General features: G+C 66.1%; 15 protein-coding genes. All 15 read left to right on the top strand.

Annotated features, from left to right (window positions below; all coding sequences use genetic code 11):
* Positions 1 to 73 precede the first annotated feature (73 nt).
* The gene (locus ABDV68_RS13685; RefSeq protein WP_343520596.1) at positions 74 to 742 is read left to right on the top strand and encodes an NAD(P)H-dependent oxidoreductase subunit E; all 669 of its coding nucleotides are present in this window, start codon (positions 74 to 76) and stop codon (positions 740 to 742) included.
* Positions 742 to 924 (top strand): hypothetical protein, encoded by a 183-nt coding sequence (locus ABDV68_RS13680; protein WP_343520594.1) that lies wholly within the window; start codon positions 742 to 744, stop codon positions 922 to 924. The genes ABDV68_RS13685 and ABDV68_RS13680 overlap by 1 nt, the downstream gene beginning before the upstream one ends.
* Positions 921 to 1091, top strand: a complete 171-nt coding sequence (locus ABDV68_RS13675; RefSeq protein ID WP_343520593.1) for a hypothetical protein — start codon at positions 921 to 923, stop codon at positions 1089 to 1091. The genes ABDV68_RS13680 and ABDV68_RS13675 overlap by 4 nt, the downstream gene beginning before the upstream one ends.
* A 111-nt stretch (positions 1092 to 1202) precedes the next feature.
* Complete coding sequence (gene nuoF, locus ABDV68_RS13670; protein WP_343520592.1) at positions 1203 to 2507, top strand: NADH-quinone oxidoreductase subunit NuoF; 1305 nt, start codon at positions 1203 to 1205, stop codon at positions 2505 to 2507.
* On the top strand, positions 2504 to 3184 hold the full coding sequence (locus ABDV68_RS13665; protein ID WP_343520591.1) for a hypothetical protein: 681 nt from the start codon (positions 2504 to 2506) through the stop codon (positions 3182 to 3184). The genes nuoF and ABDV68_RS13665 overlap by 4 nt, the downstream gene beginning before the upstream one ends.
* A 1-nt stretch (position 3185) precedes the next feature.
* Positions 3186 to 5192, top strand: a complete 2007-nt coding sequence (gene nuoG, locus ABDV68_RS13660) for an NADH-quinone oxidoreductase subunit NuoG (protein ID WP_343520590.1) — start codon at positions 3186 to 3188, stop codon at positions 5190 to 5192.
* A complete protein-coding gene (nuoH, locus tag ABDV68_RS13655) occupies positions 5189 to 6250 on the top strand; it encodes an NADH-quinone oxidoreductase subunit NuoH (protein ID WP_343520589.1) in 1062 nt (353 codons plus the stop codon). Before nuoG ends, nuoH begins: the two co-directional genes overlap by 4 nt.
* Positions 6247 to 6732, top strand: coding sequence for an NADH-quinone oxidoreductase subunit NuoI (gene nuoI / locus ABDV68_RS13650; RefSeq protein ID WP_343520588.1), 486 nt, complete (start codon positions 6247 to 6249; stop codon positions 6730 to 6732). The genes nuoH and nuoI overlap by 4 nt, the downstream gene beginning before the upstream one ends.
* A 29-nt stretch (positions 6733 to 6761) precedes the next feature.
* Entirely contained in the window at positions 6762 to 7388 is a 627-nt protein-coding gene (locus tag ABDV68_RS13645; RefSeq protein WP_343520586.1) for an NADH-quinone oxidoreductase subunit J, read from the top strand.
* On the top strand, positions 7385 to 7690 hold the full coding sequence (gene nuoK / locus ABDV68_RS13640; RefSeq protein WP_265116782.1) for an NADH-quinone oxidoreductase subunit NuoK: 306 nt from the start codon (positions 7385 to 7387) through the stop codon (positions 7688 to 7690). The genes ABDV68_RS13645 and nuoK overlap by 4 nt, the downstream gene beginning before the upstream one ends.
* Positions 7690 to 9768 (top strand): NADH-quinone oxidoreductase subunit L, encoded by a 2079-nt coding sequence (gene nuoL / locus ABDV68_RS13635; RefSeq protein WP_343520584.1) that lies wholly within the window; start codon positions 7690 to 7692, stop codon positions 9766 to 9768. Before nuoK ends, nuoL begins: the two co-directional genes overlap by 1 nt.
* Positions 9765 to 11309, top strand: coding sequence for an NADH-quinone oxidoreductase subunit M (locus ABDV68_RS13630; RefSeq protein WP_343520583.1), 1545 nt, complete (start codon positions 9765 to 9767; stop codon positions 11307 to 11309). The genes nuoL and ABDV68_RS13630 overlap by 4 nt, the downstream gene beginning before the upstream one ends.
* Positions 11309 to 12763 carry an NADH-quinone oxidoreductase subunit NuoN gene (gene nuoN / locus ABDV68_RS13625; RefSeq protein ID WP_343520582.1) on the top strand — a complete coding sequence of 485 codons (1455 nt, stop codon included), beginning with the start codon at positions 11309 to 11311 and terminating at the stop codon, positions 12761 to 12763. The genes ABDV68_RS13630 and nuoN overlap by 1 nt, the downstream gene beginning before the upstream one ends.
* Before the next feature lie 215 nt (positions 12764 to 12978).
* Positions 12979 to 13716, top strand: a complete 738-nt coding sequence (locus ABDV68_RS13620; protein WP_343520598.1) for a biotin--[acetyl-CoA-carboxylase] ligase — start codon at positions 12979 to 12981, stop codon at positions 13714 to 13716.
* 9 nt (positions 13717 to 13725) lie between these two features.
* Positions 13726 to 14043: type III pantothenate kinase (locus tag ABDV68_RS13615; RefSeq protein WP_343520581.1), on the top strand; the 318-nt coding region annotated here is incomplete at its 3' end.

Raw genomic sequence — 14043 nt, 5'->3', positions numbered from 1 at the left:
GCGAGCGGTTCGAGGTCATGTCCATCTACACCTTCAGCGGCGACAAGGTGAGCCGCGTGGAGTTCATCCGCTAATGGCCGACGCAAACGCAATCGAAGACACGCCGGAACTCCGCGCACGCTGGGGCGGGTTCGCCTGGACCGCGGAAAATGCCGAGAAGGCGAAGACCATTCGCGCGCGCTATCCCGCCGGGCGGCAGATGAGCTGCACCATCCCCTATCTCGACCTCGCCCAGCGCCAGGTCGGGGCTGAGACGGATACGCAGGGCTGGCTGCCGGTCCCGGTGATCGAATTCGTCGCGCGTGAGCTGGACCTGGCGGTGATCCGCGTGCTGGAGGTCGCGACCTTCTATACCATGTTCAACCTCCACCCGGTCGGGAAGTATCACGTCCAGGTGTGCGGCACGACGCCGTGCTGGCTGCGCGGGTCGGACGACGTGTTCTCGGCCTGCAAGAACCGCGGCCTCGCCAAAGGCAAGACCACGCCCGACGGCCTGTTCACGCTGACCGAGGTCGAGTGCATGGGCAATTGCGCGTCGGCGCCGATGGTCCAGATCAACGACGACAATTACGAGGATCTCGACTACGACCGCACCGTCGCGATCCTCGATGCGCTGGCGCAGGGGCAGCAGCCCAAGACCGGTACGCAGGAGCCGGGCCGCCATACCGTCGAGCCGCTCGGCGGGCCGACCACGCTCAAGGCGATGGTCGATGCCAATCACGATTACCGGGGGGAATGGTGATGCCCGAACCCGTCAAGAAGAGCGTGCCGATCATCGGCCTCATCTTCCTGCTGCTGGCCGTCTTCAAGTTCCTTCAGGGGGACAATTGGGTCGTCTGGCTGATCCTCGCGATCCTGTTTGGCGCGCTTCGCTTCTTCCCGTCGAGCAAGCCTGGCGCGCCTGATCCGGAGCATAAGGCATGAACAAGAACACGATCGTCACGATCCTTGCCGTCATCGGCGGCATCGTCGTCCTCGGCTGGGTGCTCAAGCTCGCCGTCAAGCTGTTCGTGCCGCTGCTGCTGATCGGCGTCGGCGTGGCCGTGTATCTCGCGGTCAAGGACAACAAGCGCATCGGGGGGCCGAAGTGATCCGTATCTCCGTCACCCCAGCGAAAGCTGGGGTCTCCCCGTTTCAAAGCGCGCGCTTGCCGCACGAGGCCCCAGCTTTCGCTGGGGTGACGGCATCCTTCGGAGTCCGTCATGCTCGCTGACAAGGACCGGATCTTCACCAACCTCTACGGCTACCAGCCGTGGCAGCTCTCGGCTGCGCTCAAGCGCGGGGATTGGGACAATACCAAGAAACTGCTCGAGATCGGCCAGGACGCGATCATCGAGCAGGTCAAGGCCTCGGGCCTGCGCGGCCGCGGCGGCGCGGGCTTCCCGACCGGCATGAAGTGGAGCTTCATGCCCAAGAACCCGACGCCCGAGCGCCCGAGCTTCCTGGTGATCAACGCCGACGAGTCCGAGCCGGGCTCGTGCAAGGACCGCGAGATCATCCGCCACGATCCGCACAAGCTGCTCGAGGGCGCGCTGGTCGCCGGCTTCGCGATGCGCGCACGGGCGGCGTACATCTACATCCGCGGCGAATATATCCGCGAGGCCGAGACGCTGTTCGCGGCGATCGAGGAAGCTTACGCCAAGGGCCTGCTCGGCAAGAATGCCTGCGGCTCGGGCTATGACTTCGACGTGTTCTGCCACCGCGGCGCGGGCGCGTACATCTGCGGCGAAGAGACCGCGATGATCGAGAGCCTGGAGGGCAAGAAGGGCCAGCCGCGGCTCAAGCCCCCGTTCCCGGCGGGCGCCGGCCTCTATGGCTGCCCGACGACGGTCAACAATGTCGAGAGCATCGCGGTCGTCCCGACGATCCTGCGCCGCTCGCCCGAATGGTTCGCGAGCTTCGGCGCGGAGAACAACCGCGGCACCAAGCTGTTCCAGATCAGCGGCCATGTCGAGAAGCCGTGCGTGGTCGAGGAAGCGATGAGCATCCCGTTCCGCGAGCTGATCGAGAAGCATTGCGGCGGCATCCGCGGCGGCTGGGACAATCTCCTCGCGGTGATCCCCGGCGGTTCGTCGGTGCCGCTGGTGCCCGCCGAGCAGATCATGGACTGTCCGATGGACTTCGACGGCCTGCGCGCGCTGGGCTCGGGCCTCGGCACCGCGGCGATCATCGTCATGGACAAGTCCACCGACATCGTGAAGGCGATCAGCCGCATCAGCTATTTCTACAAGCATGAGAGTTGCGGCCAGTGCACGCCGTGCCGGGAGGGCACCGGCTGGATGTGGCGCGTGATGGAGCGGCTGCGCACCGGCGACGCCGACATCAGTGAGATCGACACGCTCTACAACGTCACCAAGCAGGTCGAGGGCCACACCATCTGCGCCCTCGGCGACGCGGCGGCTTGGCCGATCCAGGGCCTGATCAAGCATTTCCGTCCGGAGATCGAACGCCGCATCACCGAGAAGCAGGGTGGTGGACTGGGCACCATGCAGGAGGCAGCGGAATGATCGTTACCCTGTTCGCCATGACTCTCGCGTTCCAGCAGACGCCGCAGGAACAGCCGCGCTTGTCCGATCGTGACGGGCGGCCCGCGCCCAGCAACGATCAGCTCCGCGACATGGACGCGCGCATGATGCCGGCGCGCTCGACGCCCGAGGCGCTGCGGACGATCCAGCGCTTCGGCGCGTGCATCGCCAATGCCAGCACAGCCAAGGCGACCGCCACGCTCGCCGGCGACTTCCGCACCCCGACCTATCGCCGCGCGATCGACCAACTGGTCGACGCCAACCGCCTCTGCCCGGAATCGCGCGGCTGGTACCGTATGCGCGCGAGCCGGCTGCTGCTCGCCGGTGCGATCGCCGAGCGGCTGGTCGAGCGCGATGGCCGGCCGGTCAATGTCGAGCTCGCCAAGGCAGCGGCAAAGCCTGCCGCCTCGACCTATTCGCCTACCGACAGCGCCGCGATGTGTGTGGTGCGCTCGGTCCCCGACGACGTCGCCAAGCTGTTCGCGAGCGAGGTCGCCAGCGATGGCGAGAAGGCGGCGGCGGACGCGGTCCAGCCGGTGATGGCGCGCTGCCTCAACAATCCGCAGGTCCAGATTTCGATCGACGGCCTGCGCGCGATGCTGGCGACCGCCGCATTCCGCAGCATTCACGCAACGGCCGCGGTGGCCTCGAGAAACTGATATGCCCAAAGTAACCGTTGACGGGATCGAAGTCGAAGTCCCGCAGGGCGCCACCGTCCTGCAGGCATGCGAAGCGGCGGGGAAGGAAATTCCCCGCTTCTGCTATCACGAGCGGCTGTCGATCGCCGGCAACTGCCGCATGTGCCTGGTCGAGGTGAAGCCGGGGCCGCCCAAGCCCCAGGCGTCGTGCGCGCTGCCAGCCGCCGACAATCAGGAGATCCGCACCGACAGCGCGATGGTCAAGGCCGCGCGCGAGGGCGTGATGGAGTTCCTGCTGATCAACCACCCGCTCGACTGCCCGATCTGCGACCAGGGCGGCGAGTGCGACCTGCAGGACCAGTCGATCGCGTACGGTCGCGGGCACAGCCGCTATACCGAGAACAAGCGCGCGGTGACCGAGAAGTACATGGGTCCCATCGTCAAGACGGTGATGACTCGCTGCATCCAGTGCACTCGCTGCGTGCGCTTCGCCGAGGAAGTGGCGGGCGTGGAGGAAATCGGCGCGATCTATCGCGGCGAGAACATGCAGATCACCTCGTACCTCGAGCAGGCGGTGACGTCGGAGCTGTCGGGCAACGTCGTCGATCTCTGCCCGGTCGGCGCGCTGACGTCGAAGCCCTATGCCTTCGAGGCACGGCCGTGGGAGCTCAAGAAGACCCTCGCGATCGATGTGATGGATGCCGTCGGCACCAACATCCGCATCGACAGCCGCGGCCGTGGCGTGCTGCGCGCGCTGCCGCGGATCAACGAGGACGTGAACGAGGAATGGGCGCACGACAAGACGCGCCACCATGTCGACGGCCTCTCGCGCCGCCGCCTCGACAAGCCCTATGTCCGCCGCGACGGCAAGCTGGTCGAAGCGAGCTGGGACGAGGCGTTCGAAGCGATCGCGGTCGCTGCCAAGGGGGCGGGAGACAAGGTCGCCGCAATTCACGGTGACCTACTCGATTGCGAAACGATCTTCGCCGCCAAGGCGCTGGTCAAGTCGTTCGGCTCGGACCTGCTCGAAGGCCGCCAGACCGGCATGGCCTATGACGCGACCAGCATGGCCGCGGTCAACTTCAACACCACCATCGCAGGGGTCGAGGAGGCGGATGTCGTCCTGCTCGTCGGCACCAATCTGCGCTGGGAAGCGCCGCTGGTGAACACGCGCGTGCGCAAGGCGATCAAGAAGGGTGCGAAGGTCTTCGCGATCGGCCCCGAGGTCGACCTGACCTACAAGGCGACGTGGCTGGGCAACGATCTTGGCCTGCTCGGCAAGCTGCCCAAGGCCGCCGCGGACGCATTCAAGGACGCGCAGCGCCCGCTGGTCATCGTCGGCGGCGCTGCGCTCAAGAACGGCCATGGCGCGAGCCTCGCGCTGGCCAAGAAGCTCAACCTCGTCCGCGACGGTTGGAACGGCTTCAACGTGCTGCACATGGCGGCGAGCCGCATGGGCGGGCTGATGCTCGGCTTCGCATGCAAGGGCGGCATCGCCGACATCGTCGCGGCGAGCCCCAAGCTGACCTTCTTCCTCGGCGCCGACGAGGTCGATTTCTCGAACTTCGCCAACAGCTTCAACGTCTATATCGGCCATCATGGCGACAAGGGCGCGCATGCCGCGGACGTGATCCTGCCTGGCGCGAGCTATGCCGAAAAGGCGGGGACTTACGTCAATCTCGAAGGGCGCGTGCAGCGCGGCGACAAGGCCGTGTTCGCCCCCGGCGACGCGCGCGAGGACTGGACGATCCTGCGTGCGCTGTCGGAGAAGCTCGGCAAGACGCTGCCGTTCGACAGCTTCGAGCAGCTCCGCGCCCAGATGTTCGCCGACACCCCGGCGCTGGCCGAGGAAGGGCTCGCGTCGTTCGAGTGGAACCCGCCGGCGCTCGACGCCGCGGGCGAAGGCGAGGTCGCTTACCCGATCGCCGACTTCTACCTCACCAACGCCATCTGCCGCGCCTCGCCGACGATGCAGCGCTGCTCGGCCGAGCTGATCCACGGCCAGGACTTCGCGGAGGCCGCAGAGTGACCGACTTCTTCCAGAACATCGTCGGCCTGCCCTTCGAATGGGCGTGGTTCGTTGCGACGATCGCGGGCATCCTGCTGATCGCGCTGCCGCTGATGCTGGCGGTGGCGATGATCATCTATGCCGATCGCAAGATCTGGGCGGCGATGGCGCTGCGCCGCGGCCCCAACGTCGTCGGCCCGCTCGGCCTGCTCCAGTCCTTCGCCGACGGCCTCAAGGTCTTCCTTCAGGAAACGATCATCCCGTCGAGCGCGAACAAGGGCCTGTTCCTGCTCGCGCCGATCATCACGTTTACGGTCGCATTGATCGTATGGGCGGTGGTGCCGTTCCAGGCGGGCGTGGTGCTGTCGAACATCAATGTCGGCCTGCTCTACATCCTCGCCGCCTCATCGCTCGGCGTCTACGGCATCATCCTCGCGGGCTGGGCGTCGAACTCGAAATACCCCTTCTACTCGGCGATCCGCGCCGCGGCGCAGATGGTGAGCTACGAAGTCTCGATCGGCTTCGTGCTGATCGCGGTGGTGCTGTGGGCGGGGACCTTCAACCTGTCGGGCATCGTCGAGGGACAGAAGGGCCACATCCTCGGCATCGTCAACGGCTATGGCTTCAACCCGCTGCTGTTCCCGATGGCGGTGGTGTTCCTGATCTCCTCGCTCGCCGAGACCCAGCGCGCGCCGTTCGACCTGACCGAGGCGGAGAGCGAGCTCGTCGCCGGCTATCAGACCGAATATTCGTCGATGGCGTTCGCGCTCTACTGGCTCGGCGAGTACGCCAACGTCATCCTGATGTGCACGCTCAACGCGACGCTGTTCTGGGGCGGCTACCTGCCTCCGCTGAACATCGATCTGATCCCGTGGTTTGACGTCCCGGGCATCATCTGGCTGTTCGCCAAGATCCTGTTCTTCTTCTTCGTCTTCTCCTGGGTGAAGGCGACCGTCCCGCGCTACCGCTATGACCAGCTGATGCGGCTGGGCTGGAAGATCTTCCTGCCGCTGTCGCTGATCTTCGTGTTCCTCATCTCCGGGTATCTCATGTTGACCCGCGTCGGAGTTGCCGCATGAGCGTCGCCCAACTCGTCCGTTCGTTCACCTTGTGGGAGTTCGTGAAGGCGCACGCCCTCACGCTCAGGTACTTCTTCAAGCCCAAGGCGACGATCAACTACCCGTACGAGAAGAACCCGCTCTCGCCCCGCTTCCGCGGCGAACATGCGCTGCGCCGCTATCCCAACGGCGAGGAGCGCTGCATCGCGTGCAAGCTCTGCGAGGCGATCTGCCCGGCGCTGGCGATCACGATCGAAGCCGAGCCGCGCGAGGACGGCAGCCGCCGCACTACGCGCTACGACATCGACATGACCAAGTGCATCTATTGCGGTCTGTGCCAGGAAGCCTGCCCGGTCGATGCCATCGTCGAAGGGCCGAATTTCGAGTTCGCGACCGAAACCCGCGAGGAGCTCATCTACCACAAGGACAAGCTGCTCGCGAACGGCGACCGCTGGGAGCGCGCGATCGCCGCGAACCTTGCCGCCGATGCACCGTACCGGTAAGCGCGCGCACCAAAGGGGCACATGATTCCGTGATCCAAGCAATCGCCTTCTATCTGTTCGCCGCCGTGGTGATCCTCGCCGCCGCGATGACGATCACTGCGCGCAACCCGGTGCATTCGGTGCTGTGGCTGATCCTGGCGTTCTTCAACGCCGCCGGGCTGATGGTGCTCGCCGGGGCCGAGTTCATCGCGATGCTGCTGGTCATCGTCTATGTCGGCGCGGTCGCCGTGCTGTTCCTGTTCGTCGTTATGATGCTCGACATCGACTTTGCCGAGCTGCGCGCGGGCTTCGTGCGCTATGCCATGTTCGGCCTCGCCATCGCGATCGTGCTGCTCGCCGAGGTGGTGATCGGCGTGGGTGCATGGAGCGCGGGCGGGGTCGATCTCTCGAGCCGCATCGCGCCGACCGACGCGGATACCGCGCTCGGCCAGGTTCCCAACATCAAGGCGATGGGGCTGCTGCTCTACACCCGCTATCTCTATGTGTTCGAGGCTGCCGGCTTCGTCCTGCTCGTCGCGATGATCGGCGCGATCGTCCTCACCCACCGCAAGCGCGGCGGGGTGATGCAGCAGAATGTCTGGCGCCAGATCAACCGCCGTTCGGAGGATGCCATCCGCAAGGTCAATCAGCCCGTGGGGCAGGGGGTGGAGCTGTGATCGGCCTCACTCACTATCTCGTCGTCAGCGCGATCCTGTTCACCATGGGCGTGCTCGGCATCTTCCTCAACCGGAAGAACCTGATCGTCATCCTGATGGCGATCGAGCTGATCCTGCTGTCGGTGAACCTGAACCTGGTGGCGTTCAGCGCCGCGCTGGGCGACCTGGTCGGCCAGATCTTCGCGATGTTCGTGCTGACCGTCGCCGCGGGTGAGGCCGCGATCGGGCTCGCCATCCTCGTCATCTACTTCCGCGGCCGCGGCACGATCTCGGTCGACGACGTCAATCGGATGAAGGGCTGATGTCTTCGATCCATTTCATCGTTTTCCTGCCGCTGCTCGCGGCGGCAATCGCGGGCTTCAGCAACCGCGCGTTCGGTACGGCGTTCCCCAAGATCGTCACCACGGGCGCGCTGTTCGTCTCGGCTGCACTGAGCTGGCCGATCTTCCTCGCCTATATGTCGGGCACCGCCGAGCCGCACGTCGCGCAGGTCTTCACCTGGATGCGCTCGGGCGATCTCGACGTCAGCTGGGGCCTGCGCGTCGATAGCCTGACCGCAGTGATGCTGGTGGTGGTGACGAGCGTGTCGAGCCTCGTCCACCTCTACAGCTGGGGATACATGGACGAGGATCCGGACCAGCCGCGCTTCTTCGCATATCTCTCGCTGTTCACCTTCGCGATGTTGATGCTGGTGACCGCCGACAATCTGCTTCAGATGTTCTTCGGCTGGGAAGGCGTCGGCCTGGCGAGCTACCTGCTGATCGGCTTCTGGTTCAAGAAGCCCTCGGCCAATGCCGCCGCCATCAAGGCGTTCGTGGTCAACCGCGTCGGCGATTTGGGCTTCATGCTCGGCATCTTCGGCGTGTTCCTGGTGTTCGGCACGATCTCGATCCCCGAGATTCTCGCCGCCGCGCCGAGCCATGCCGGCAGCACCATCGGCTTCCTCGGCTATCGCTTCGATACGCTGACCGTGCTCTGCCTGCTGCTGTTCGTCGGCGCGATGGGTAAGTCGGCGCAGCTCGGCCTGCACACCTGGTTGCCCGACGCGATGGAGGGCCCGACCCCGGTGTCGGCGCTGATCCACGCCGCGACGATGGTCACTGCGGGCGTGTTCATGGTCTGCCGCCTGTCGCCTTTGTTCGAGCAGTCGCCGGTAGCGCTGGGCTTCGTCACCTTCATCGGCGCCGCCACCTGCCTGTTCGCCGCGACGGTCGGCACGACCCAGACCGACATCAAGCGCGTGATCGCCTATTCGACCTGCTCGCAGCTCGGCTACATGTTCTTCGCCGCGGGCGTCGGCATGTATGGCGCAGCGATGTTCCATCTGTTCACCCACGCCTTCTTCAAGGCGCTGCTGTTCCTCGGCGCGGGCTCGGTGATCCATGCGATGCACCACGAGCAGGACATGCGCTATTATGGCGGCCTGCGGAAACACATTCCGATCACCTTCTGGACGATGATGGCGGGCACGCTCGCGATCACCGGCGTCGGTATCTACTGGCTCCATGCCGGTTTCGCCGGCTTCCACTCGAAGGATGCGATCCTCGAGGCGGCCTATGCCGCGGGCGGGGCGGGGCAGGGTGCCTTCTGGGTCGGCGTGTTCGCCGCTTTGCTCACCAGCTTCTACAGCTGGCGCCTGATGTTCCTCACCTTCTGGGGCAAGCCGCGCTGGACTCAGTCGGAGCATATCCAGCACGCGCTGCACGATCATGGCCATCACCATGATGCGCCGGCGGCTGAGGACGCGGGCCATGCGCCCGCCGAGCATGCTCCAGGCGCGCACGAACTGGCGCACGCGGAGCATGGCGACGGCACCGGTGGCTATCACCCGCACGAGAGCCCGCTGCCGATGATGATCCCGCTACTGCTGCTGTCGGTCGGCGCGGTGTTCGCGGGCTTCGCGTTCAACCATTATTTCATCCAGCCTGAGGCCGGCGAGATCTTCTGGAAGGGCGCCGTCGCGTTCGACGAGCATCTGGCCCATGCGATGCATGAGGTGCCGCTGTGGGTGAAGCTGTCGGCGACGATCGTGATGCTGCTCGGCCTCGCGACCGCCTGGATCGCCTATATCTGGAAGCCCGATATCCCGGCGCGGTTCACGCAGACCTTCCGCTTGCTGTACCGCTTCCTGCTCAACAAATGGTATTTCGACGAGCTCTACCACGTGCTCTTCGTCAAGCCCGCTTTCTGGTTCGGCCGTCTCTTCTGGAAGAAGGGCGACGAGGGCACGATCGACCGCTTCGGACCCAACGGCTCGGCGGCGGTGGTCAAGCTCGGCAGCGTGCTGACCGGCAAGCTCCAGTCCGGATATGTCTATAGCTATGCGTTCGTCATGCTGATCGGCCTGACCGCAGCCGTTACCTGGGTGATCGCGCGATGAGCGGCATTCTCTCCCTCATGCTGATCGTGCCGCTCGCCGCGGCGCTGGTCTGCCTGTTCGTCAATGCGAACCAGGCGCGCTGGATCGCGCTCGGCGCGACCCTGGTCGATCTCGCGCTCGGCGGCGTGCTCTGGGCCAGTTTCGAGGTCGGCGGACCGCAATGGCAGTTCGTCGAGAACGTCCCGCTGTTCGGCCGCTTCGCCTGGGCGCTCGGCATCGACGGCTTCGCGCTGCTGCTGATCCTGCTCTCGGTATTCCTGATGCCGATCTGCATCGGCGCGAGCTGGGAAGCGATCACCGACCGTGTCCAAGAGTACATGGCCGCGTTCCTGATCACCGAAGTGCTGATGATCGGCACCTTCGCGGCGCAGGACATCTTCCTGTTCTACGTGTTCTTCGAGGCCGGCCTGATCCCGATGTTCCTGATCATCGGCATCTGGGGCGGCGCGAACCGCATCTACGCGAGCTACAAGTTCTTCCTCTACACGCTGCTCGGCTCGGTGCTGATGCTGATCGCGATGATGTACATGACCATCACCGCGGGCACGACCTACATCCCCGACCTGATGGCGTACGACTTCCCGGCGCATGTCCAGACCTGGCTGTGGCTCGCCTTCTTCGCCTCGTTCGCGGTCAAGATGCCGATGTGGCCGGTCCACACCTGGCTGCCCGACGCGCACGTGCAGGCGCCGACCGCGGGCTCGGTGATCCTGGCCGGCGTGCTGTTGAAGCTCGGCGGCTACGGCTTCCTGCGCTTCAGCCTGCCGATGTTCCCTGAGGCGTCGGCGCAGCTCATCTGGCTGGTGTTCGGCCTGTCGTGCGTCGCGGTGGTGGTCACCAGCCTTATCGCGCTGGTTCAGAACGACATGAAGAAGCTCATCGCCTATTCGTCGGTCGCGCACATGGCGATCGTCACGATCGGCCTGTTCACCTTCAACCGCCAGGGCATCGAGGGCGCGATGATGGTGATGCTGGGCCATGGCCTGGTGTCGGGCGCGCTGTTCCTGTGCGTCGGCATCATCTATGACCGCCTGCACACGCGCGAGATCGACCGCTATGGCGGCCTCGCGGTCAACATGCCCAAATACGCCGTGCTGTTCATGCTGTTCACCATGGCGTCGGTGGGTCTGCCGGGCACCAGCAACTTCGTCGGCGAGTTCCTCGCGCTGACCGGCTCGTACCAGGTCTCGACCTTGGTCACGCTGATCGCCACCACCGGCATCATCCTCGGCGCGGCGTACATGCTCTACCTCTACCGCCGCGTCGTGTTCGGCGACCTCGTCAAGGACGACGTCAAGGCGATGCCCGATCTCAACAAGCGCGAGATGGCGCTGCTCGCGCCCATCGCCGCGGCGGTGCTGTGGATGGGCGTCTATCCCGAGAGCTTCCTCGCTCCGATGCGCAACGATGTCGCGACGCTGCTCGCGCGGATCGAGCGCGCCAAGCCGGCGGGCGACAGCCTGCCGACGCCGGGCAACCCCGTCGCGCCTGCCGCGCATGCCGAAGAGCATAAACCCGCCGAGCACGGAGCGGCACACTGATGGACTACGCCGCACAACTCTCGATGGTGCTGCCCGAGATCGTCCTCTCGCTGGGCGGGCTCGCGCTGCTGATGGTCGCCGCCTGGGGCGGCCAGGCCGTGTCGCGCGCGGTGAGCTGGGTCTCGGTCCTCGTGCTGGCCGGCGCAGGCATCGCGCTGATCGGCCCGGCTTCGGCTGGCGGCACTGCATTCGACGGCCTCTATCGCGCCGACCTGTTCGCCGCCTTCGCCAAGGTGCTGATCTTCGCCGCCGCCGCGGTCTCGATCGTCATCGCGCCGCGTTTCTTCGCTCGCACCAGCGGGGAGGACCTGCGTCCCGAATATCCGATCCTGATCCTCTTCTCCGCTGCGGGCATGGGGATGATGGTCTCGGCGGCCGACCTGCTGACGCTCTATGTCGGCCTCGAGCTGCAGAGTCTCGCGGCCTATGTCCTCGCGAGCTTCATGCGCCGCGACGTGCGCTCGGCCGAGGCGGGCCTGAAGTACTTCATCCTCGGCTCGCTCGCCTCGGGCATCCTGCTCTACGGCATCAGCCTGGTGTACGGCTTCAGTGGCACCACGATTTTCGGCGACATCGCCACCGCCTATGCCGGCGCGGCGGGCTCGACCAAGATCGGCCTGCTGTTCGGCCTGGTCTTCGTCTTCGCCGGCCTCGCCTTCAAGATGTCGGCCGTCCCCTTCCACATGTGGACGCCTGACGTGTACGAGGGCGCGCCGACTCCGGTGACCACCTTCTTCGCTTCGGCGCCCAAGGTCGCCGCGATCGCGCTCGCCGCGCGCGTCGCGATCGAGGCGATGGGCCCGGTGACCGGCGACTGGCGCCAGATCGTCGTCTTCGCCGCGCTCGCCTCGATCGTGCTCGGCGCGGTCGCCGCGATCGGCCAGAGCAACATCAAGCGCCTGCTCGCTTACTCCTCGATCAACAATGTCGGCTTCGCGCTGATCGGCCTCGCCGCGGGCACGGCCGAAGGCGTGGCGGGCGTGCTGACCTATATGACGATCTACGTCGTCATGACGCTCGGCAGCTTCCTCGTCGTGCTGCAGATGCGCGATACCGAGGGCCAGCCCGTCGAGACGATCGCCAGCCTCTCCGGACTGTCGCGCACGCGTCCGGCGCTCGCGGCGGCGCTCGCGATCTTCATGTTCAGCCTCGCGGGCATCCCGCCGCTGTTCGGCTTCTGGGCCAAGTTCGCGGTGTTCGAGGCGGCGGTGAAGGCCGGGCTGTTCCCGCTCGCCGCGATCGGCATCGCGGCCTCGGTGATCGGCGCCTATTATTACCTCAAGATCGTAAAGACGATGTATTTCGACGCACCCGCACCGGAATACGGCCGCGAGACCAACCCGGTCGAGGGCGGCCTGATCGCCGCCGCCGCGCTGTTCGTCTCGCCGCTCGGCTATCTGCTGATCCCGGCGCTCGGCGCCTGGTCGCTGGCCGCCGCGCGGACTTTGTTCTGATCAGTCAGGTCGTATCGACCTTTTCCCAATCCTCCCCCGCCAGGGGGAGGTGGCAGCCGAAGGCTGACGGAGGGGGCGGATGCGACGACGGGCGTTGGGGAGTCCTCCCCCTCCGTCGCCTTCGGCGCCACCTCCCCCTAGCGGGGGAGGATTTCTGAATGTCGTTTCATCCTGGCATCCGCACGGTCGCTGAGACCGGCTCGACCAATGCCGACATGCTCGACCTCGCCACGGCGGGTGCGAGCGAGGGCAGCTGGCTCCGTGCCGAGCGCCAGACCGGCGGCAAGGGCCGCCAGGGCAGAGCATGGGAGTCGCCGCCTGGCAATCTCTACGCCAGCACGCTCGTCCGCCTGCGCCCCGCCGATCCGCCCGCCGCCACGCTGGCGCTCGTCGCCGCGGTGGCGCTGGAGGAAGCGGTGCGCGTCTTCCTCCAATCCCGTCACCCCAGCGAAAGCTGGGATCTCTCCATCGGGGCGCGCCCGCGTGAGGCGAAAGACCCCAGCTTTCGCTGGGGTCACGGTCTTTGCATCAAATGGCCCAACGACTTGCTCGTCGACGGCGCCAAGCTCTCGGGCATCCTGCTCGAACGCGCAGACGACGCGATCGTCATCGGCATCGGCGTCAACCTGGCGCATCATCCTGATCTGCCTGATCGCGCCACCACCAGCCTTGCGGTCCACGCCGCCGCGCCTGACCCCGCCACCTTCCTCGACGTCCTCGCCGAGAGCTTCGCCCGCTGGCTCGCGCGCTGGCGGCAGAAGGGTCTCGACCCGGTCCGCCAGCGCTGGCTCGACCGCGCTCACGCCCCCGGCACCGCGCTCACCGCGCGCTTGCCCGATGGCGAGACGATCGAGGGCCTGTTCGACGGCCTGACCGGCGACGGCGCGCTCATCCTGCGCTTGGCGAGCGGCGCACGCCGTGTCATTCACGCTGGCGACGTGTTCCTGATCTAGGGGTCCCGGATGCTGCTCGCCATCGACGCCGGCAACACCAATGTCGTCTTCGCGCTGCTCGAGGGCCGCGAGATCAAGGCGCGCTGGCGCATCGCCACCGATCCGCGCCGCACCGGCGACGAATATGCGGTGTGGCTGAGCCAGCTGCTCGCGCTCGAGGGCTTCGACCGCGCCGACGTCAACGGCGTGATTGTCGGCACCGTCGTCCCGCGCGCGCTCCACAACCTCCAGGTGCTGGCGAGCAAATACTTCAAGACCGAGGCGGTGATCGCGGGCAAGGACGGCTGGCCGATCCGTCTCGATGTCGAGGAGCCGCAGAACATGGGC

This window comes from Sphingomonas sp. (genome assembly GCF_039595165.1).
GTDB lineage: Bacteria > Pseudomonadota > Alphaproteobacteria > Sphingomonadales > Sphingomonadaceae > Sphingomonas.
Note: the sequence above shows the minus strand (reverse complement) of the source record. Positions and strands in the feature narration are given on the sequence as shown.

Coding starts and splice junctions, on each gene's coding strand:
- nuoG (WP_343520590.1), top strand. CDS start 3,186: ATGCCCAAAGTAACCGTTGACGGGATCGAAGTCGAAGTCCCGCAGGGC.
- ABDV68_RS13630 (WP_343520583.1), top strand. CDS start 9,765: ATGAGCGGCATTCTCTCCCTCATGCTGATCGTGCCGCTCGCCGCGGCG.
- nuoN (WP_343520582.1), top strand. CDS start 11,309: ATGGACTACGCCGCACAACTCTCGATGGTGCTGCCCGAGATCGTCCTC.
- nuoF (WP_343520592.1), top strand. CDS start 1,203: ATGCTCGCTGACAAGGACCGGATCTTCACCAACCTCTACGGCTACCAG.
- ABDV68_RS13665 (WP_343520591.1), top strand. CDS start 2,504: ATGATCGTTACCCTGTTCGCCATGACTCTCGCGTTCCAGCAGACGCCG.
- nuoL (WP_343520584.1), top strand. CDS start 7,690: ATGTCTTCGATCCATTTCATCGTTTTCCTGCCGCTGCTCGCGGCGGCA.
- ABDV68_RS13680 (WP_343520594.1), top strand. CDS start 742: ATGCCCGAACCCGTCAAGAAGAGCGTGCCGATCATCGGCCTCATCTTC.
- nuoI (WP_343520588.1), top strand. CDS start 6,247: ATGAGCGTCGCCCAACTCGTCCGTTCGTTCACCTTGTGGGAGTTCGTG.
- ABDV68_RS13675 (WP_343520593.1), top strand. CDS start 921: ATGAACAAGAACACGATCGTCACGATCCTTGCCGTCATCGGCGGCATC.
- ABDV68_RS13620 (WP_343520598.1), top strand. CDS start 12,979: ATGCTCGACCTCGCCACGGCGGGTGCGAGCGAGGGCAGCTGGCTCCGT.
- ABDV68_RS13685 (WP_343520596.1), top strand. CDS start 74: ATGGCCGACGCAAACGCAATCGAAGACACGCCGGAACTCCGCGCACGC.